Annotated in this window: 19 protein-coding genes; 9 read left to right on the top strand and 10 right to left on the bottom strand. The window is 63.7% G+C overall.

Features of this window, described 5'->3' with window-relative positions:
• Window positions 1–118: 118 nt before the first annotated feature.
• Window positions 119–295: a hypothetical protein gene (locus tag ABI546_RS08745; protein ID WP_348046117.1), complete on the bottom strand. Its 177-nt coding sequence runs from the start codon at window positions 293–295 to the stop codon at window positions 119–121.
• 222 nt (window positions 296–517) lie between these two features.
• Between ABI546_RS08745 and ABI546_RS08740 the strand changes: the two genes are divergently transcribed.
• A complete protein-coding gene (locus ABI546_RS08740) occupies window positions 518–2,026 on the top strand; it encodes a PAS domain S-box protein (RefSeq protein ID WP_348046115.1) in 1,509 nt (502 codons plus the stop codon).
• A 140-nt stretch (window positions 2,027–2,166) separates the two neighbouring features.
• Here ABI546_RS08740 and ABI546_RS08735 read toward each other — a convergent pair whose 3' ends face one another.
• Both ABI546_RS08735 and ABI546_RS08730 read right to left on the bottom strand, forming a co-directional pair.
• The gene (locus ABI546_RS08735; protein ID WP_348046113.1) at window positions 2,167–2,589 is read right to left on the bottom strand and encodes a VOC family protein; all 423 of its coding nucleotides are present in this window, start codon (window positions 2,587–2,589) and stop codon (window positions 2,167–2,169) included.
• Window positions 2,590–2,643: 54 nt separating this feature from the next.
• The gene (locus tag ABI546_RS08730) at window positions 2,644–3,060 is read right to left on the bottom strand and encodes a DUF1801 domain-containing protein (protein WP_348046111.1); all 417 of its coding nucleotides are present in this window, start codon (window positions 3,058–3,060) and stop codon (window positions 2,644–2,646) included.
• Window positions 3,061–3,203: 143 nt separating this feature from the next.
• On the opposite strand from ABI546_RS08730, the gene ABI546_RS08725 reads away from it, so the two are divergent.
• A complete protein-coding gene (locus tag ABI546_RS08725) occupies window positions 3,204–4,055 on the top strand; it encodes a metallophosphoesterase (RefSeq protein ID WP_348046160.1) in 852 nt (283 codons plus the stop codon).
• Window positions 4,056–4,319: 264 nt separating this feature from the next.
• Window positions 4,320–4,871, top strand: a complete 552-nt coding sequence (locus ABI546_RS08720; RefSeq protein WP_348046109.1) for a hypothetical protein — start codon at window positions 4,320–4,322, stop codon at window positions 4,869–4,871.
• A gap of 267 nt (window positions 4,872–5,138) precedes the next feature.
• On the opposite strand, the gene ABI546_RS08715 is transcribed toward ABI546_RS08720, so the two are convergent.
• Together ABI546_RS08715 and ABI546_RS08710 are read right to left on the bottom strand one after the other, a co-directional pair.
• Window positions 5,139–9,203 (bottom strand): PAS domain S-box protein, encoded by a 4,065-nt coding sequence (locus tag ABI546_RS08715; RefSeq protein WP_348046107.1) that lies wholly within the window; start codon window positions 9,201–9,203, stop codon window positions 5,139–5,141.
• 229 nt (window positions 9,204–9,432) lie between these two features.
• Complete coding sequence (locus tag ABI546_RS08710; protein WP_348046105.1) at window positions 9,433–10,377, bottom strand: LysR family transcriptional regulator ArgP; 945 nt, start codon at window positions 10,375–10,377, stop codon at window positions 9,433–9,435.
• A gap of 107 nt (window positions 10,378–10,484) precedes the next feature.
• Between ABI546_RS08710 and ABI546_RS08705 the strand changes: the two genes are divergently transcribed.
• Window positions 10,485–11,834: a D-amino acid dehydrogenase gene (locus ABI546_RS08705; protein ID WP_348046103.1), complete on the top strand. Its 1,350-nt coding sequence runs from the start codon at window positions 10,485–10,487 to the stop codon at window positions 11,832–11,834.
• Window positions 11,835–11,843: 9 nt separating this feature from the next.
• Here the strand turns inward: ABI546_RS08705 and ABI546_RS08700 are convergent, their stop codons facing one another.
• On the bottom strand, window positions 11,844–12,794 hold the full coding sequence (locus ABI546_RS08700; protein ID WP_348046101.1) for a YafY family protein: 951 nt from the start codon (window positions 12,792–12,794) through the stop codon (window positions 11,844–11,846).
• A gap of 100 nt (window positions 12,795–12,894) precedes the next feature.
• Between ABI546_RS08700 and ABI546_RS08695 the strand changes: the two genes are divergently transcribed.
• Both ABI546_RS08695 and ABI546_RS08690 read left to right on the top strand, forming a co-directional pair.
• On the top strand, window positions 12,895–13,416 hold the full coding sequence (locus tag ABI546_RS08695) for a hypothetical protein (RefSeq protein ID WP_348046099.1): 522 nt from the start codon (window positions 12,895–12,897) through the stop codon (window positions 13,414–13,416).
• Window positions 13,417–13,433: 17 nt separating this feature from the next.
• Window positions 13,434–14,069 (top strand): LysE family translocator, encoded by a 636-nt coding sequence (locus ABI546_RS08690; RefSeq protein ID WP_348046097.1) that lies wholly within the window; start codon window positions 13,434–13,436, stop codon window positions 14,067–14,069.
• Here the strand turns inward: ABI546_RS08690 and ABI546_RS08685 are convergent.
• A complete protein-coding gene (locus ABI546_RS08685; protein ID WP_348046095.1) occupies window positions 14,066–14,491 on the bottom strand; it encodes a VOC family protein in 426 nt (141 codons plus the stop codon). The genes ABI546_RS08690 and ABI546_RS08685 overlap by 4 nt on opposite strands.
• 102 nt (window positions 14,492–14,593) lie before the next feature.
• On the opposite strand from ABI546_RS08685, the gene ABI546_RS08680 reads away from it, so the two are divergent.
• The gene (locus ABI546_RS08680; RefSeq protein ID WP_348046093.1) at window positions 14,594–15,151 is read left to right on the top strand and encodes an NAD(P)H-dependent oxidoreductase; all 558 of its coding nucleotides are present in this window, start codon (window positions 14,594–14,596) and stop codon (window positions 15,149–15,151) included.
• A 104-nt stretch (window positions 15,152–15,255) separates the two neighbouring features.
• Window positions 15,256–15,552: a hypothetical protein gene (locus ABI546_RS08675; protein ID WP_348046091.1), complete on the top strand. Its 297-nt coding sequence runs from the start codon at window positions 15,256–15,258 to the stop codon at window positions 15,550–15,552.
• Between the two features lie 4 nt (window positions 15,553–15,556).
• Here the strand turns inward: ABI546_RS08675 and ABI546_RS08670 are convergent, their stop codons facing one another.
• The gene (locus tag ABI546_RS08670) at window positions 15,557–16,429 is read right to left on the bottom strand and encodes a M14 family zinc carboxypeptidase (RefSeq protein ID WP_348046089.1); all 873 of its coding nucleotides are present in this window, start codon (window positions 16,427–16,429) and stop codon (window positions 15,557–15,559) included.
• Between the two features lie 98 nt (window positions 16,430–16,527).
• Between ABI546_RS08670 and ABI546_RS08665 the strand changes: the two genes are divergently transcribed.
• Window positions 16,528–17,046 carry a flavin reductase family protein gene (locus tag ABI546_RS08665; protein WP_348046087.1) on the top strand — a complete coding sequence of 173 codons (519 nt, stop codon included), beginning with the start codon at window positions 16,528–16,530 and terminating at the stop codon, window positions 17,044–17,046.
• Window positions 17,047–17,070: 24 nt separating this feature from the next.
• Here the strand turns inward: ABI546_RS08665 and ABI546_RS08660 are convergent, their stop codons facing one another.
• Together ABI546_RS08660 and ABI546_RS08655 are read right to left on the bottom strand one after the other, a co-directional pair.
• Window positions 17,071–18,033: a succinylglutamate desuccinylase/aspartoacylase family protein gene (locus ABI546_RS08660; RefSeq protein ID WP_348046085.1), complete on the bottom strand. Its 963-nt coding sequence runs from the start codon at window positions 18,031–18,033 to the stop codon at window positions 17,071–17,073.
• Window positions 18,030–18,406 (bottom strand): tripartite tricarboxylate transporter substrate-binding protein (locus ABI546_RS08655; protein WP_348046083.1); only part of this gene is annotated, 377 nt, incomplete at its 5' end. The genes ABI546_RS08660 and ABI546_RS08655, both read right to left, overlap by 4 nt.

Raw genomic sequence — 18,406 nt, 5'->3', positions numbered from 1 at the left:
AGCAGGGGGAGGTGCTGGTGCTGGCCGTCAAAGGCGCTGGCGTGAGGCTTTATCAGCCTGAAGTCCAGGACCTGGCGGCGCGGCCGCAGGTAGCGTAAAAAAACGCCGGATTGAAACTTCAGCGAACGACGCTGAGGTAAGCGTACGCGGCGGTGCGCAGTTCCTGGGCTTGCAGCGGGTTGCGGCCCGCGCGGGCTTCGGCGCGCTCCATCAGGTTGTGGGCCACGCCATTGACCGGAGCCACGCCAGCGATGGAAGGCAGGAAACGGGCGATCTGGGAAAGCAGGCTGTACATGTCAGGGTCACCCCATGGGGGCGAAAAGTTGCGATGAACCAAGAATAAGGGTTTTCCCTAGGGTTTCAAGCCTAACCCGGGCCCAAACCCATGCAGAGAATGCATAACGTGCTCCGCCACGGCACATGTATGTCACGTCTAGGTGATTTCCGTGGAGAACTTCACGAAGCCGGAGGCTATGCTTGGCCGGTGTCCAATCCCCCGCGTCCTCCTTCTCCGCCCATGGCGGGGACCCCAACTTCGCCGCCGGGCGAAGCCTTGGCGCTGCTGCAGCAGATCGCCTCAAATATTGACGCGATGCTCTGGTCCTGGGACCCGCAAAACGGCCGCATCTCTTATACCAACCCGGCTTTCGAGGCGTTCTGGGGCCTGTCGGCCAACACTTTGGCAGACGAGCCCTGGCAATGGCTGGAACACGTGGAGTCGGCAGACCGTGAGCGGGTACGAAGCCTGCAGACCAGCCCCGTGAAGCGCAGCGAAGAGTACAAGGTCATTCGGCCGCAAGGCGGTACCGCCCGGCTGAGCCAGCGGGCGCTGCCCATGCACAGCCCCTCGGGCGAATTGCTGCGCATCATCCACCTGGCCAACAACATCACCTGGCAGCTCGACACCTCCAAGCAGCTGCGTGTGGAAATCGGCCGGCGCACCGACTCCGAGGCCAAGTACCGTGCAGTGGTGGAAAACGTCAGCGAAGGCATTCTGGTGACAGCAGCCGGGCGCATTCTGTACGCCAACCCAAAGGCGCTGGAGCTGACCTCGCTGGACGAGGAAACCGCCAAATCGCGGCCCTTCATCGAATTCATCCATCCGGACGACCGCGAGAAGGTGCTGGGCAACCACATGAAGCGCCTGCGCGGCGAAACGGTCGAAAACTATTACCAGTTCCGCGTGCAGCACAGCCAGGTTGCCACGCGCTGGCTGGAGATCAGCGCGGTGATGTTCGAGTGGCAAGGCGCACCTGCCACGCTCAACTTCCTGACCGACGTGACGCTCAAGCGCCAGGCCGAAGAAGACATGCGCAAAGCGCTGGCCCACGAGCGCGAGCTGTCGGAGCTCAAATCGCGTTTCGTGGCCGTCGCCTCCCACGAATTTCGCACGCCGCTGGCCGCCATCCTGTCGTCAGTGGAGTTGCTGGACACCTACGGAGCGAGTTTTCCGGCGGGCGAGCGCCGCGAGCTTCTCGGGCAAATCAAGACCGCCGTCGCGCGCATGAACGGCATGGTTGAACAGGTGCTGCTGACCAGCCGCCTGGAGCTGGGCAAGTTCAGGTTTGAAGCCGCGCCCCTTCTGGTGCCTGACTGGCTGGTGCAGGTGATGGACGAACTGGAGCGCGGCAGCCCGCAGGCGACGCGCATATCGCTGACCTGCGACGGGCTGGACGCAGCGCGCATCGCAGACCAGCAGCTGCTGCGCTACATCGTGATCAACCTTCTGAGCAACGCGCTGAAGTACTCCAACCCGGACACGCCGGTGCAGTTTGCCGTTCGCGGCGTGGACGACCAGATCCACCTGCGCGTCAGCGACCAGGGCATCGGGATTCCGGAGGCCGACCTGCCGCGGCTTTTCGGCAGTTTTCACCGGGGCAGCAATGTGGGCAACATCTCCGGCACCGGCATCGGTCTGCACATCGTGAAGGAGTGTGTGACCCTGCACGGAGGCGACATCGAGGTGAACAGCCAGCTGGGGCTCGGCACGACCTTCACCGTACGCCTGGCCGCACCACCGGCCTGAGGAGGCCTGCCCCCAGCGCCTCATTCAGCGCTATCAATTCAGGAGCTGCTTGCGCCCGTTGGTATTGGGGTAGAGGCCTATTTCTTGTAAATTCAGCAATGAAATTTCTTGCACGTGCAGCCTCGCCCAGCGCACGCCGCCTAATCCGCCACGTCGAACTGCGGGTTCCACGCGACCTCCCAGAGATGGCCGTCCGGGTCCTGGAAGTAGCCCGCGTAGCCGCCGTAGAAAGTTTTCGCTGCCGGCTTGGTGATCGTGGCGCCCGCCCTCGCGGCTTCGGCCATCACGGCGTCGACTTGCTGCTGCGAGGCCACGTTATGCGCCAGTGAAAACGACGGTGCGCCACGCTGCGAAAGCGGCAAACCGCTGTCGTGTGCCAGGCTGCCGCGCGGCCACAGCGCCAGCTTGAGGCCGGCTTGCAGTTCGATGAACACCACCGCGCCATGCTCGAACTCTTCGCCGACGACGCCCGGCGTCGCCAGCCCCAGGCCATCGCGGTAAAAAACCAGCGCGCGCTGGAGGTCGTCAACGCCCAGGGTGATCAGTGTGAGGCGAGGTTTCATGGTGTGTCCTTCTCTTTCATGGAATCGACTCTGCGTTGGCGCAGCACTCTGTGCTTATCGCAGCGGCTTTTTGCGGTGGTAGGTGAGGGCCGCCTGGATGCAAAACGCCAGCGCGTCATGCGGCAAGGCGTCGGCCACCTCCAGCACGATGGCCCGGTTGCCTTCATAGCGCAGTTCGTGCGGAAACACGGTGCGAAAGGTGTCCACCAGGGTGGTGTTGCAGTTGAAGTACAGGGCGTACCGCGAGGGGCTGGATTTCACCGGCCCCAACCGGAGCGTGCTGCCGCTTTTGCTGTGTGGCGTGAGGTAGGCGGGCTCGCCCCACTTGAGCGTTTCCTCGATCGGACCGACGCCGGGCGTGTCGGCCGCCGTCTCCAGTATCAACTGGCGCAGCACCATCAGCTTGCGCCGCAGGTCCGGCGGGTAAGACGCAAAAACCTGGGCAACCCCTGCGTTCAAAATCTGCTGCAACAGCGCCTCCTGCGGATGAGATGCATCACTGCCCGAATATCGGTGCGAAACCCGTGTCACCCCACCAAAAGCCTAACACCGAACGCGCAAGGGTGACGCAGCGCCGGCGCCGGTGCCCGGTGTCTTCCCGCACAATCGGGCGGGTGAACATCCAGCTGCTCTCCGACCTCCACCTTGAATCCAATCCGCACTTTGTGGCGCAGCCTGTGCCGGGCGCCGACCTCCTTGTGCTGGCCGGCGATATTGGCTCGTACCAGCAGGGTTCGCTCCTCACCGAGCTGAACATCCCGGACTTCGGACTTGCGCGGTTTTCACCGCTGCCGGTTGCCGAAGGCGGTGCGGGCTGGCCCACGCCGGTGCTGTTTGTGCCTGGCAACCATGAATACGACGGACTGGACTTTGACGAAACCCGGAGCCGCCTGCGCAGCACCTGCGAGCGGCTTGGCATTGTCTGGCTGGAAGAGGAAACCCTGGTGCTGCAGGGCGTGCGCTTTGTCGGCAGCACGCTGTGGACCGATTTCGACGCCCTGAGCGCGGGCCAGCCCCAGAGCGCGGACATCACGCTGGGCGAGCAGCTGAAGGCACGTGAAAAAGCCTTTCGCGCGGCCAATTTCTACCTCGGCAAAAACCACTCTTTCAGGAACGGCGAGCCCCTTCTGGCAGCCGATGTGCGTGAGCAGGGCCTCAAAAGCCAGGCATGGCTGCGGCAGGTGCTGGCCCAGCCTTTTGACGGCCCCACCGTGGCCGTGACGCACTTTGCGCCCAGCCTGCTGAGCGCGGACCCGCGCTACGGGCTGGCGGCCGGCACTGCGGGGTTTTGCAATTCACTTGACGAGCTGCTGCCGCTGGCCAAACTGTGGCTGCACGGACATTTACATTGCGCCATTGATTACACCAGCCGTAACTGCCGCGTGGTGGCTAACCCGCTGGGCTATGCGCGCAAGGGCGAACAAGAAGGGTATTTGCCCAACATGCTGATCGGTGTCGGGCTCTAGCCCTTATTTCACACCCGCAATCAGCTACCAAAAAGATAGCAACGCGTGATCGCCGTCTGGCCGGCCGCCCATTGCCCGGGGATGTGATGTATTTACCTTTGTATTTACTTTTTGAACTTCCCGGCCGGCGCGCAACCCAACAGGCATCAGCAACACCGAACACTTTGTTCCAATTGGGGGTTTGCACGGCCTTCGGCTTGCATGTATCTTGCAAGAGGGGTTTGTGCAATATCTCTTGCACCAGACCCGCATCGGGAGAGCATCATGAAAAGCAATGTGTCCTACCTTGCCGCCTGGCTGCTGGCCGTCGGCCTGGCTTTCGGGCTCGCAATTGCGTCGCCCAACGACTCCAGCGTGATGGGGCGCCTGCCTGCATTCATGGCGCAGACGCTCCTGCGACAGCCTGTCACCGTGCCGGAGGGCCTGCCTTCAGACCGCACGCTGGCACTGATCACTTTTCAGCGCGGCCAGCACGCGCAGGTTGAGGGCTGGATCCAGGGGATGAACCTGCGAAACGATCCCTCGATCACCTGGATGCGCATGCCGGTCGTCAATGACCCCGGGACGCTGACGGGACGAAGCGCCGTCGAAGACAAGCTGCTCAAACACTACCCGGCCGATACCGAGCGCGCCAGGCTGGTGCCGGTATTCACTGACCGCGCCAGCTTTGTGCGTTCTGCCGGACTCAACAGCATCGACCAGGTTTATGCCGTGGTGGTGAATCGCCAGGGTGAAGTGCTGGCACGCTTCGAAGGTCAGTTTGACGCCGACAAGGCACAAACCCTGCGCGAAACCCTGCAACAGCAGAGTTTCTAATACAGCCCCCACGATCGCTCACTGCGCGTAGCTCCCTGCCCCCTGAGGGGGCCACCCGCCTGCGGTCTGGCAAAGCCAGTCCCGCGGCTCATGCTGGCTTTAAGAGTTCTTTTGGCACTACCAGTGGGGGCCGTGGAACCGGCTTAGCCGGGCCACAGGCGCCGCCCCCCCCCTGAGGGGGGAACAAGCTACACGGAGTGAGCTTGGACAGGGGCGTACCAATTTTTGGGGGAACAGGCTACACGCAGTGAGCCTGGACGGGGGTGATTACAGTGTTTCTCCTAGTGTGAAATAGAACGCGGCACCCTGCCCAAGGGATGATTGGGCCCAGACCTTGCCGCCGTGGCGTGTCACGATGCGGTGCACGGTGGCCAGCCCAATGCCGGTACCGGGGAATTCCGTCAGCGAATGCAGGCGCTGAAAGGCGCCGAAAAGTTTCTCTGCGTAGGCCATGTCAAACCCGGCGCCTTTGTCACGCACCACATACACCGTTTCTCCGGCCTCACCGGTTTCGCGGCAGACGCTGATTTCGGTGCGCGCCTGGTTGGCGCTGAATTTCCAGGCGTTGCCCAGCAGGTTGTCCAGCAGCTGCTTGATCAGGCGTGGGTCGCCCTGTCCGGTGAGGCCGTCTTCCACATGAAGCACCACGGGCCTGTCGGGCTCACGTTCGCGGTAGCCCTCCAGCAGGTCGCGCGCCATCGCGCTGAGATCAATGGGCTCCCAGCGCAGGCTGGAGCGCGACACCTGCGCCAGCAACAGCATCGCATCGATCAGCTCTCCCATTTGCCCCACCCCGGCCCGTATGCGCGCCAGGTAATGCCGGCTGCGCTCCAGCGAGGACGCGTTGTCGGCCTTGGTCAAAGCACGCTGCAGCAGGTCGCTGAAGCCGTCGATGGCGCTCAATGGACTGCGCAGGTCATGCGATACCGAATAGGAAAACGCCTCCAGCTGCTTGTTGGCAAATTCGAGCTGCGCAGTGCGCTGCTGCACGCGCTCTTCCAGGCTGGCGTTGAGCTGCAATATTTCTTCCCGCGCGCGCCTGCGCTCGCGGATGTCGGTGTTGATGCCCAGCACCCCGTTGACTTTTCCGTGCTCGTCGCGCACCACGGTCCAGCGCGCTTCGATGCTTACCGTGGAGCCGTCCCGCGCGCGCTGCTCCAGCTCCCCTGTCCAGTCCCCCTCATTGCTCAGGGTTCTGTCCATGGCGTCTTTCAGCACCTGGGGGCTGCTGTACATGGACTCCTCCATCGATTTGCCCAACACCTCCTCCGCTGTCCACCCGTAAAGGCGCTCAGCGCCCTTGTTCCAAAAGCGCAGGGTCCGGTCCAGGTTGCGGACCATGATGGCGTCCTGCGCCCGGTCCAGCAGCGAGGCCTGTTCACGCAACTTGGCGGCGGCCTGGCGCGCGGCCTCCTGGCTGCGCTGGCGCTCCAGCCGCTCGCGCAGGCTGACAATGCCGAACGCGAGGTTGTCGGCAAGCTCCTGCAGGAGTTTGACCTCTTCAGGTGTGAAGTGCTGCGTCTCTGCCGAATAGAGGCACAGCACGCCGAAGCTGCGGGTTGCTTCACGCAAAGGCAGACAGACCGCGCTCTGGTAGCCGCGCTTCATCGCATCGGTATGCCAGTGAAAATGGTTCTCGGCATGGCTGATGTCTCCGCTTTGCTGCGGTAGCCCCGTGCGAATGGCCTGGCCCGCGGGGCCCTGGCCCGTCACCTGGTCATCGCGCCAGGTCAGGCGGATCACCGTGAGATAGCCGCCTTCATTGCCGGCGTGCACCATGGGCTGTATGGTGTGTGCCTCGTCGTTCTGGGCGTAGCCCACCCATGCCATGCGATAGCCGCCCACATCAACGGCAACGCGGCAGACCTCAGTCAACAGGGCCTCCTCGTCTTCGATGCGATTGATGGCAATGCTGGACTGGCTGAGCATCTGCAGTGCCCGGTTGGTGCTGGCCAGCGCCAGGTCGGCCAGCTTGCGATCGGTGATGTCTCGCGCAGTGCCCACCACGCGCTCAAGCGTCCCGGAGGCGTCGAACACCGGATAAGAGTGGTCGCGTATCCACCGCAGATGGCCATCCGCAGACAGGATGCGGTATTCCGTGTCGGAAACCTCCCCCGCGCGGTTACGCTGCCTGGCAAGCTTCAGCAAAGGCTGGTCCTCCGGCAGCGCGGCCTGGGCATACGACAGCGGATCGGCATACAGGCTCTCGCGGCTGCGGCCCCAAACCTTCTCATAGCCGGGACTGATGTAGAGCAACTGGCCCGACCGGGGGTCCACGTTGTAAAAAACATCGTTGATGTTTTCCGCCAGTTCGCGAAAACGGGCTTCGCTGCTGATCAAGGCCGCCTCTGCGCGGGCGCGCACCAGCGCGATGCCGGCCAGCCGCGCGGCGGACGTGATCAGCTCGAGGTCGTGAGGCTGGGGCGCACAGGGATAACGGCGGTAGATCGCAAATGTCGCGAGCACTTCACCGTCCGTTGACACCACCGGCGTGGACCAGCATGCACGCAGGCCGTGCGTCAGCATGAGTTCGCGGTAGTCCTTCATCAAGGGGTCTTGCTGGGTGTCCTCGACAATCACCGTCTGATTGCGAAACGCTGCTGTGCCGCAAGCGCCCACGCCTTCGCCGATCTGCAGGCCTTCGATGGCCTGGTTGTAACTCTCGGGCAAGCTGGGCGCTGCGCCCAGATGCAGTTGCTGTCCGCCAACCAGCAGGATCGAGCACAGGCTGTCCGGCGAACTGGTTTCGATCAGTTGCACCACCGCCTCCAGCGAACGCTGCAGGGACGCGCTGCCTGCTATCAGCGCCAGTATCTGCGCCTGGGCCCGTGCGAAGTCCTCTGCCGCCTTGACCTCGGTGATGTCATTGAACACCGCAACGCCGCCCACCAACCCGCCTGCATCATCCTGCAGGGGTCGGGTGCTCATCCGGAGCACCCGGTCTTCGGCACCGGGCCTGCGAATGACCAGGTCCCAATTGTCCGTGCTGACGCCGCGCGCAGCGCGTGTCAGCGGCCGGTCGGCCTCGGGCAAGGGGGTCTTCCGGTCCAGCATCAGCAGCTCGTGGCTGCGGCGCCATTCCTCGACGCGAATGCCGGGGCCGGGTGCCGCATCAAAGAGTTTGCGGGCTGTGGCGTTAAATACCAGAAAGCGGCCTTCGGTGTCCGCCGCAATCACGCCTTCACTCATGCTGTTGAGGATGAGGTCGAGCAGGGAGCGCTCCTTGTCCACGCGGCTGAGCATGGCGTCGAGTTCTTCCTGCCTGGCCTGAAGCGACGCGGCCATGCGGTTGAAAGTCTGCCCGATATCGCCCAGCTCACCCTGATACAGCGGGCCCAGCCTGATGCGTGCTGCGAGATTGCCCTGCGTCACCTCATTGGCTTCTTTCAGGATGGCCTTGGCCGGATTGACGATCAGGCGGTTTCCCATCCACCATGCGCCGACCGCGCTCGCCACGGCCATGGCGAGCAAGGCCGCCAATTCCGAAAGCAGGTTGCCATTGCTTTCTGCGGCAATGACTTCCTGCGGGACGCTCACCACCACAAATAGCCCGTCGCGGCCACCCCCCACAACGGGCGCAAAGGCATAAACACGCTGGCTTCCTTGCGCATCGGCCGCTTGCAACATGCCCGAATCGCGCGCTTGTGCGCCTTGAAGCACGGCGGAGTCTGGATGCCTCCGACCGAGCCAGGAAGGAGCTGCCGGGGAGACGGCCAACACCACCCCGTCACGGTCAAGCACCGTCAACCTTGCGCCCGGCATCATGGCCGCTGCAGTCAAGGGCTCTGCAAGTGCCGTTAAGCCCAGAGACGCGAAAGCCACCCCGGCCAAGGCGCCGGCGCTGTCATGAAGCGGTATGGCGAAGATCAGGCCTGGCAACCCGGTGCTGCGGCCTATGCCGTAGGTGCCGACAGCAAACCGCTGCCCTGCCATGACTTGCTGGAAGAATGAGCGATCGTTGACCTGAACGTTCCCCGCGGACAGATCCAATGAGCTGCAGACCAACCGGCCGTCCGGCGCGGCGACGCCCACATGGGTGAACTCAGGATGGTCCCGATGAAGGTTTTTCAGCTGCTGCCCGCACAACCCGGGCCCGTGGCTCTGGATATGGGGCGCACTGGCCAGGCCGTTGAGAAGCTCATGGACCCGCTCCACCGTGCGCTGCTGATGAACGGCGAGCAAAGAGACCTGCGACTGCAGGTCGACCTTGGCGTGTGCCAATGCAGCTTGGTGGTCCCGCTCGGCATAGTAGACGAGCAACCCAAAAACCGGGAGCAGCGCGAACAGCACCAACAAAACCAGACGGGTACGCAGCCCCAGCCATCCCAGCATTCGTTACCTCGTGCCTTTCACTGCAATATGGCGCCACGCGCGTATCTCGTCACAGTGTGCAGTGTGAGGAAACCGGTGCCTTTTGTAAATGGGATTACTCCCCCCTGGCATTGGCCAGTGAGTAAAAACAACCTCGGCAGGGACCGCCGCTGCGGCCCGAATGCGGGCCACACGACATCGCATGATCGCTGCGCCTTCGGCTTCCCGACGGCGGCACCGCGGCCCGTGCTCAGGGGACCAGCGACTCCGCTGCCGACTGTTTGAGCGCGGCGGTCAGGGCGTCCAGCACCTCGGACTCCAGGTTCCAGCAATGCCAATAGAGCTGTATGGGCAAGGTGTAACCAGGTGCAAGATTGACGAGCCGGTTCTCGTCAATCAGGCCCTGCGCCAACAGGCGCGGCACCACGCTGATGCCCCAGCCCGCCAGCACCGCCCGTACCATGCCTTCTGACGACGGCACAAACAACTGGTTCAGCGTGACCCGCTTGAGTCCGAAGGCTTTGCTGACGAAATCGACCGGTAGCTCGTCTTTGCGGTTGAAAGCAATGAAGGGCACGTCGCGGAAGTTGTATTGCGTCAAGGCGGGCGCCGTTTGCCGGCCGCCGGAATCGTCGCGAAAGCCAAGCCGCTTTCGCGCAAAGTCCGGCGTGGCCACCGCGATGTACTGCATTGCGCCCAGCGGCTCCACCTTGCAACCGCGCAGCGCCTGCTTGAGCGTAGTGACGCAGCCCAGCACCTGGCCTTCACGCAGCCATTCGTGCGTGAAGTTCTGGTCATCGTGAATGATCTCCATGGGCAGGCCCTGCTGCGCCAGATCGGTCAGCGCCGGCAAAGCCCAGGTGGCGATGCTGTCGGCATTGATCGCGATCGAGATGCGCTCTTCCTCGCGCGAGCCTCCGAGCGAGCTCGGTGCCAGCTCCTTCATGTCGCGCTCCAGGTCAGCGCGCAACAGGCGCAGCATCTTGGTGTGTTTCAGCAGCAGCTGGCCGGCCGCGGTAGGTTTGAGTGGCCGGCTGCGGACGATCAGCACCGTGCCGACCTGAGCTTCCAGCGCACGCAGGCGCTGCGACACCGCCGACTGCGTGATCGACAGGCGTTGGGCTGCTCGCTCGAAGCCGCCCTCCTCCACAATCGCGGCCAGGCACTCCAGCGCATCAGGATCAAAAGTACTCATACGACCCCTTCTCTCTATTAGTTATTCTGATGTTTTCTCTGATAGTTTAATTTTTCTATTAATTGAAAGCAACATCCTTCACACTCGAAAGTTGTAAAGGGGGTTGTATGAAAGTAGTGGTTTTGGGGGCGGGGATCATCGGCGTGAGCACAGCCTGGCAGTTGCTTGAGCGGGGTCACGAGGTGACCGTGGTGGATCGCCAGCCCGGCGCGGCGCTGGAAACCAGCTTTGGCAATGCCGCGCAGATTTCGGTCAGCTATTGCGAGCCCTGGGCCAACAAGGATGCGCCCTTGAAGGCGCTGAAATGGATGTTTCGCGACGACGCGCCCCTGCTGTTCCGGCCGCAATGGCCTTTGGGGGACGGGTGGCAGCAGTGGCGCTGGGGCCTGCAGTTTCTGGCGCAATGCAACGACACCGCTTTCGAGCGAAATGTGCAGCAACTGGTGGCGCTGGGCGCCTACAGCCACGCCGCGCTCAAGGAAGTGGTCCGGGCTACCGGCATCGAGTACAACCGCCTCGAAAGAGGCATCGCCCACTATTACACCGACCAGCAATCGTTTGATACCGCAGGCGAAGCGGCAGCATTGATGCAGAAATACGGTGTTGCGCGCCGTGTGGTGAACACGGCCGAGCTGCTGGACATTGAACCCGCCTTCAAATCGTTTGCGCACCGTATCGTGGGAGGCACCTACACCGCCAGCGACGAAAGCGGCGACGCGCGCATCTTTACCCAGGCATTGGCGCAACGCTGCGCTGACAGGGGCGTGCGCTTCCTGTATGGGCACGACGTTGAGCGCCTGGAAAAATCCGGCGGTGCGATCCAGTCGGTGGCTGTTCGTGACCGCAGCGCCGGAAGCGGGAACAAGCCTGCCATCAACCTCAAGGCCGACGAGTTCGTGGTGGCCTGCGGGTCCTACACAGCGCCGCTGTTGCGCACGGTGGGGGTAGACCTGCCGATCTACCCGGGCAAGGGCTACAGCGCCACCTTCAAACTCCTGCAACCGCAGCGGGCGCCCTTTGTCAGCACCATTGACGACGAAGTCAAATGCGCCATGAGCCGCCTGGACGACCACCTGCGCGTTGCCGGCACCATTGAGGTCGGCGGCTATGACCTTTCGCTGGACACGCCGCTCGCCAAAGCGCGCTGCAAGATGCTGGCCGACCGCATCGAAGAGGTGCTGCCGGGCGTGTGCGATACCCGCCTTGAAGAGCAAGGCGGCACGCCGAATTTCTGGACCGGTCTGCGCCCCGCCACGCCCACCAATATTCCCTACATCGGCAAGACAACAGTCGGCCGCCTGTGGGTGAACGCGGGCCACGGCACGCTGGGCTGGACGCACGGCGCGGGGTCGGGCAAAGCCATGGCCGAACTGATCTGCGGCGAGGTGCCGGCGATGGATTTCGGCTTTTACGGCCTGGACCGCGCGCGCGGCCGCCTGCAGGCCACAACCGCCTGAGCGGCCGGCTTACGCAGCGTGCTGGTCCAGCGTGCGCTGGGCATGCTCGCGCAGCGCAACACGCAGCGCAGCGGGCTCCTGTATCTCGAAAGCAAACGGCAGGCGCGAAAGCTGTCGCGCAAACCAGGGAATGTGATCGGTCTGGCTGTGCAGAAGCACGCCTTCGTCGCTGGGCTGAAACACCCCAATGCTGTCGGGAAGTTCCTTCTGCGCGGTCTGCAGGTCGGTATGCAGCAAGAGGCGCACGGCGTTGCTGCGCGGCATGGTGGCCAGCCCCAAGACGAGGTGCTGGGCGGCGTTGAAGTCAGCCGGTGGCGTGAACACCACGTTGAGCGGCTTGACCTCTTTCACCCGGTCAAGGCGAAATGAGCGCAACGCGCCGCGTAGATGGCACCAACCCACCACATACCAGCGGCCACGTCGAAACGCCAGTCCATAGGCGTCAAAGTCGCGCTCGGTGATGTCGCCGTCGGCCGAACGGTAGGCCATGTGCACGCGCTGCCAGCCATGCGCGGCGATGCTGAGCGCCAGCAAGGCCGTGTTGTCGCCAGGGGCGTCTGCCTGGCGCATGTCCAGCGTCACGGTTTCACCCAAGGCGCGGATGCGGTTCTTCAGGTTGTTGGGCATCACCCGCTCCAGCTTGGCCTGCGCGCTTTCTGACGCGGGCGCCGCCTCGGCGAGGCCCAGGCCGCGTGCGGCCAGCAGGCCCAGCGACAAGGCCAGCGCTTCGTCGTCGGTAAACATCATGGGCGGCAGCTTGAACCCGGCAATCAGGCTGTAGCAGCCATAGCGGCCACGCTCGGCCACCACCGGGATACCCAGCTCTTCGAGCTTGGCGATATAGCGGCGCAGGGTGCGGCCATCCACCTGCAGCCGCCGCGCCAGTTCGGCCCCACTCAGCCGGCCATGGGACTGCAGCAGCTCCAGGACGGTGAGTACGCGCGTGGTGGGTGAATACATGGTGAAAAAGTCTAACGGGAAATTAGGGCCGAAATAGCCCTATTACATTTTTAGACTGGGTTGCCACGCATTCACCGCAGGCGCCTGCGCCCTCCAAGCCATGACCACTACCCTGACACCCACGCCGGACCTGGCCGAAGTCGCCGACGGACGTCACGACTTCAATTTCATCACCGGGCGCTGGCTGGTCAGCAACAAGCGCCTGCGACGGTGCCTGGAGGGCAGTGCCGACTGGGAAAGCTTCGACGCTGTGCAGGACGGCGCTTTGCTGCTCGGCGGACTGGGCAACATGAACGACCTGGTCACCGAGGACAGGAAGACCATTGGCATGGCCCTGCGCTTTTTCAACCCGCAAACGCGGATGTGGAGCCTTTACTGGGTCAGCCACAACAACGGCTTGCTACAGCCGCCCGTGGTCGGCTGCTTTGCCAACGGTACCGGCCAGTTCGAAGGAAACGACAGCCACGAAGGCCGGCCGGTGCGGGTCCGCTTCACCTGGTCCGGCATAACACCCAGCCACGCGTGCTGGGAGCGGGCATTCTCGGCCGACGGCGGCCGCCACTGGGAAACCAATTGGGTCATGCGGCTGTCGCGCCCCGCTTACCACGCGGTGCACCGCTAAAAAGAACGGGCTTGTTCATGGACCACTTTGCACACCTCTGGCTGTTTTTCCTGATGGTGCTGGGCATCATCATCCTGCCCGGCATGGACATGGCGTTTGTCATGGCCAGCTCGTTGACCGGCGGGCGCCGGTATGGGCTCTTCGCAGTAGGGGGCATCGTGGCCGGCGGCATTTGCCATGTTGTGGCCGGCGCCCTTGGGCTGGGCATCTTGCTGCAGCTGGTGCCGGGCATGGTGAACGTGATGTTGCTCGCGGGCAGCCTTTACATCGCCTGGATAGGCTGGTCGCTCATGCGCAGCACCTCTGTGTTTGGCGCCTTGCCCGACATTGAAGAAACCTCGCCGTGGCGAACCTTCCGGCAGGCGGCGCTGACTTGCCTGCTCAACCCCAAGGCCTACCTCTTCATGCTGGCGATCTTTCCGCAGTTTTTGCGACTGGAGTACGGCTCGCTCTGGGTGCAGGCTGCAGCGCTGGGGCTGATCATTGCGATCACCCAGGCCGGCGTGTACGGCTCACTCGCACTGGCCGTAGCAGGGGCGCGCCAGTGGCTGGCCGAGAGGCCTGGCGCCAGTGTGGCGATGGCACGCACAGTGGGCGCGGTGCTGATCGTATGCGCCGCCTTCACCGCCTGGCAAGGCTGGAGCCGGTTCTAGCGCGGAGCGCCGCCTTCGGGCCATGCCGGGCCTTTTAATTCCAGGGTGTTGCCCTCAGGGTCGTTGAGGTAAATCGAGGGGCCTTCGCCTTCAGCGCCATAGCGCGACTCCACATCACCCGGGTCCACACCGTGCGCGGCAAGGTGACGGCGTATGGCCTCGGCGTCAAAAGGCTCCACACGAAAACAGACATGGTCGACGTTGCGCCCTTCCTTGCCCGGCGCAGCACCGCCGGCCCGGCCCAGCTTGCCATCCACCGGCACCAGGTCCACCAGTGAACGCCCTGCGCGCAGCTGGACCAGGCCGATCTCGTCCTGCCGGCGCTCAACGGAGCACCCCAGCACATCGATGTAAAACGCCATCATCCTGTCGAGGTTCAAGATCCGAAAGACGATGTGGTCGATATCGCGAATATGAATCATGAAAAGAGCGCCTCAAGGGCCTCAAAATTTGATGATTCATTCTGGCATGGAGGCCCAGACCCCGCACCAGCGCGAGCCGGCGGCTGCCGCTACCATGCCGCCATGACTTCCAAGCCTCAATTCCTCTTTCTGACCACCTCTACACGGGAGCCCGGCGCGCTGGGCAACACCGAATGGCTCGCGCAACAGGCAGCAGCGGCGCTGCCGGCCGGCACGGCCCAAACATGGCATCACCTGGCGCGCATGAAAATGCCTCCCTTTGTGGACCAGCGCCACACCACGGGCCAATACCCCATGCCCGAGGGCGACATGAAAGCCCTGCTGGACGCCACCCTGGCCGCGACCGACATCGTCTTCGTCGCGCCGGTGTACTGGTACAGCATTCCGGCGCCGCTGAAGACTTACCTGGACCACTGGAGCGCCTGGATGCGCGTGCCCGGCCTGCCCTTCAAGGAAGAAATGGCGAAAAAGGCGTTGTGGCTGATCACCACCAGCGGCGACCGCACCAAGGCCCAGCCCATGGTGGACTCGATCCGGCTGTGCGCACAGTTCATGGCCATGAACTATCGCGGCGAACTATGGGGCAAAGGCGGGCCGCCCGATGCGGTCAAGGCCGATGCAGCGGCCGTCGCCCAAGCCGCCACTTTCCTCGCCGGCTGAGGCTGGGAGCAGGGGGCGCCACCCCACGCAAGGTGGCTTTTTCCTACAGGACCTGCCCGGGCGGGCTGACAGCCCGGCCGAATCGGCCGCTGCACAGTCAAGCCATGAATTCTTCCCAACACGGCAATCCCGATCCCGGTACCCCAGCGGATCCCCCCGCCGGAAAAGGCATGCCGGCCAAAAACCCGCGGGCGCAACGTTCGCGCCCCGGCAAGCAGGACACCTTAAAGGACGGCGCCGTGGAGTCCAGCCTCGAATTGCCGCATGAGCGCGACCAGGCGGTGGACATGACGAACGCCAAGCCCCATCCCGTGATTGAACAGGCCGGTAACGATGTGGCGCGCGGGCTGAAAGATACCAGCAAAGGCGCCGAGCTGGACCGGGCCTACAAGAAGCTGTAAGCGCTCAGGGCACCGGGTGCGAAGAAGGCGCCACACCCGGGCCAGGCAAATGGGACTGCACCGCCACCTTCTCACTCATCCAGCGCAACAGGTCCAGCCACATCTGGCGCATTTCCGCATCCAGCGGTGTGCGGGTGGAATTGGGCAGCTCAATGGTCACCACGGGCACTCCCTTGTGCACGCCGCCGTAGTTGCCCAGCGAGCCCGGGAAAATGCCCACCTGATCGAGATAAAGCCGCCCCAGCCGCGACGGTGGAACCGAAGGGCCGTCAAAGTCCAGGACCCCGTAAGGCGCGTGGATGCTGACGATCAGCTGCGGCTTGAAACTCTGCATCTGCTCATGCAAAAAGCGGGATTCCGGCTCGGACAGGGGCTTCGGCCCAGGCCAGCGGCGCGGATCCTTGCCGGTGCGCTTTTCCCAGTACACCTTGGCGTCCCGGTCCCAGTGGGGGGTGGGGAAATTGCGGTTCAAATCAACGCCGTGCGCGTTCACGCGGCGCGGCGGCGTGGAAAGCACCCCGTCGGGGTTGAGCAAGGGAACAAATCGCCAGTGAATGGCCTGCGGCGAATCCAGCGGCGGCTGCGCAGCCAGCCTGATCCAGTGCAGCGCCACGGCGCCTGAAGACAGCTCATCGCCATGAATCGCGCCAACGACCAGCACACGCAAGCTGGGATTCTCCGGCTTGATGTCGCGCACCCACAGCGCCCGGCCGTTGACCGAACGCGCGCCCGACGGCTGCAGCTGCGCCGCTTCGCACAGCTCACGCCTTACATTCGGAAGTTTGGAGGCATATTCGGCGCAAGGCGAATCAGCACGAGCGCCAGCAGCTATTAAATAGATAGCAAAAAACCAGACGACAGGGCGGGCAAGGTGCATGGCTTCAAGTTTAACTGTCAGGCCATCCGCGCTTCGGCGGGGCCCGCCGAAACCCTGCCGCCGGTACGCCCGTGGCGCTTCAGTTAAATTAGCCGCCTATGCCGACCCCCGCCACCCCTCGCAAAGCGAGCAGCCCCAGCTTCTCACAGCGGGAGTTCCGCGCATCGCTGGCCATGTTTGCCACCGGTGTGACCATCGTCACCGCGCGCACGGCGGATGGCGCGTTGGTCGGCCTGACGGCCAACTCATTCAATTCAGTGTCTTTGCAACCGCCGCTGGTGCTCTGGAGCCTGGCGCAGGCGGCCGGTTCGATGGCCGCGCTCAGCACCGGATCACACTACGCCATCAACATCCTCGCGGCTGACCAGAAAGAGCTGGCCGAACGCTTCGCCAGCCGGCGCGAAGACCGCTGGAAAGGTGTGCTGTTTACGGAGGGTGTCGGAGGCGCGCCGCTGCTGACAGGCGCCGCAGCCACTTTCGAATGCTTTAACCGCAGCCGGTATGAAGAAGGTGACCACGTGATCTTTGTGGGCGAGGTGGAGCGTTGCACCCACCGCGCTGGCGCCGCACCGCTGCTGTTTCACGGCGGCAAGTTCTACACCGAGCACCCGCTGTAACGGAGCGTCGCGAAGCGGGGCGTGTCAAGCCCGATGGCCCAGACGCACTGTCGTCACACCAGGCCGCAATTGCCGCACCGACGGCATGACCAGCACGCAATCATCGTAGGGTGTCACCACCGCTTCGCCCGCATCATGCGCGATCGGTGTACCGGCGCGGCCTATGGTTTCGCCGCCGCAAAAATCCTGCACAAACGCAAAGTCCATCGACTGCGCAACGACGCGGTGTGTCACCGTCACGGGTGGAGGCGGCGCCGCATCAGGAAGCAACCAGCCAGGGGGGACATCGCCGCGATCAATTACCCCAGAGCACACCAGAAACCGCATGAGCACGTTGCGCGCCGCCTGCAGCGACGCCAGCTCCCAATGCTGGCCCGCCTCCAGCAGCAGGGCAATGCGGTCGCTGTTTTCGTCGCCAAACAGCCCGTAATCCCGCATGCGGACACCGTCGGCGTGGCCGGCATCGACGACCACCTGGCCCGCCGTACCCAAGTCTTGCGCAAAAGCAATATTGCGCGGCAACATGCCTGTAACCAGCAAAGCCCCACCGGGCTCATGCATGGAATGCAGGTCCAGCAGGTGGGTGGCGCGGTCAACAAATGGCCGGATTTCGCGGGCGCGTAGCAGCTCGGCGCTGCGCCTGGGGCCATCCAGCAGGTCGGCGGACCATACGCGGTTGAAATCCTCGTCAACAAAGCGGGAGGCGTCGGGCTTGCGGGGGTCGAACCGGATGAAGGCCTCGGTGTTGCAGAACACAGCAGTGATTCGCCCGCGGCGCGGCTGCAACCCGCTGAGAAGAAACGCATCCAGTGCCCAGGCGCCCGAATATTCATTGCCGTGCACCAACGCCGTCACCAGCACTTCCGGACCGGCTTCGGTTGAAGTGCGCTCCTGCACATGCGCTATCCCCGTGGAGGACGCCGCCCAAAAAGACAGCCCTGGTGGCTGCAGCTGCACCGCATGGACTTTGGTGATCCTCCCGATCATGAAGTGGTACCGGTCGCCACCGCCTTGTTAACCACCGCGCGCACGCGTTGTGTTTCGGCGCGCACAAAAGCCGTAAGTGCCTGGGGCGTACCGCCTTCATTCGAAATGCCGGCTTTCTGGAGTTTTTGCCAGACGGCTTCCTCGCGCAGGATTTCGTTGAGCTCGCGGTTGAGCCGCGCGACCATGGGCGCGGGCAATTTCGCGGGGCCGAAGAGGCCGAACCAGACGTTCATGTCGTAACCCTTGAGCCTGGGGTTTTCGCCGAGCGCAGGGATTTGCGGCGCGGCACGTGAACGTGTTGGCGTGGTGACACCCAGGGGAATCATCTTGCCGGACTCGATGTGGGGCAGCGCAGAGGACAGCACCGACACAC

Origin of the sequence: Polaromonas sp., assembly GCF_039932935.1 — a bacterium.
In the GTDB taxonomy this organism is placed as follows: Bacteria; Pseudomonadota; Gammaproteobacteria; order Burkholderiales; family Burkholderiaceae_C; genus Polaromonas.
The sequence above is the reverse complement of the archived record's forward strand: the minus strand, read 5'-3'. Positions and strand labels throughout refer to the sequence as shown.

Excerpts from the sequence above, each read along its gene's own strand:
- ABI546_RS08710 (WP_348046105.1), bottom strand. The coding sequence starts at position 10,377 with ATGAGTACTTTTGATCCTGATGCGCTGGAGTGCCTGGCCGCGATTGTG.
- ABI546_RS08690 (WP_348046097.1), top strand. The coding sequence starts at position 13,434 with ATGGACCACTTTGCACACCTCTGGCTGTTTTTCCTGATGGTGCTGGGC.
- ABI546_RS08740 (WP_348046115.1), top strand. The coding sequence starts at position 518 with ATGGCGGGGACCCCAACTTCGCCGCCGGGCGAAGCCTTGGCGCTGCTG.
- ABI546_RS08670 (WP_348046089.1), bottom strand. The coding sequence starts at position 16,429 with ATGCACCTTGCCCGCCCTGTCGTCTGGTTTTTTGCTATCTATTTAATA.
- ABI546_RS08705 (WP_348046103.1), top strand. The coding sequence starts at position 10,485 with ATGAAAGTAGTGGTTTTGGGGGCGGGGATCATCGGCGTGAGCACAGCC.
- ABI546_RS08735 (WP_348046113.1), bottom strand. The coding sequence starts at position 2,589 with ATGAAACCTCGCCTCACACTGATCACCCTGGGCGTTGACGACCTCCAG.
- ABI546_RS08720 (WP_348046109.1), top strand. The coding sequence starts at position 4,320 with ATGAAAAGCAATGTGTCCTACCTTGCCGCCTGGCTGCTGGCCGTCGGC.
- ABI546_RS08745 (WP_348046117.1), bottom strand. The coding sequence starts at position 295 with ATGTACAGCCTGCTTTCCCAGATCGCCCGTTTCCTGCCTTCCATCGCT.
- ABI546_RS08660 (WP_348046085.1), bottom strand. The coding sequence starts at position 18,033 with ATGATCGGGAGGATCACCAAAGTCCATGCGGTGCAGCTGCAGCCACCA.
- ABI546_RS08715 (WP_348046107.1), bottom strand. The coding sequence starts at position 9,203 with ATGCTGGGATGGCTGGGGCTGCGTACCCGTCTGGTTTTGTTGGTGCTG.
- ABI546_RS08685 (WP_348046095.1), bottom strand. The coding sequence starts at position 14,491 with ATGATTCATATTCGCGATATCGACCACATCGTCTTTCGGATCTTGAAC.
- ABI546_RS08680 (WP_348046093.1), top strand. The coding sequence starts at position 14,594 with ATGACTTCCAAGCCTCAATTCCTCTTTCTGACCACCTCTACACGGGAG.
- ABI546_RS08665 (WP_348046087.1), top strand. The coding sequence starts at position 16,528 with ATGCCGACCCCCGCCACCCCTCGCAAAGCGAGCAGCCCCAGCTTCTCA.
- ABI546_RS08675 (WP_348046091.1), top strand. The coding sequence starts at position 15,256 with ATGAATTCTTCCCAACACGGCAATCCCGATCCCGGTACCCCAGCGGAT.
- ABI546_RS08695 (WP_348046099.1), top strand. The coding sequence starts at position 12,895 with ATGACCACTACCCTGACACCCACGCCGGACCTGGCCGAAGTCGCCGAC.
- ABI546_RS08700 (WP_348046101.1), bottom strand. The coding sequence starts at position 12,794 with ATGTATTCACCCACCACGCGCGTACTCACCGTCCTGGAGCTGCTGCAG.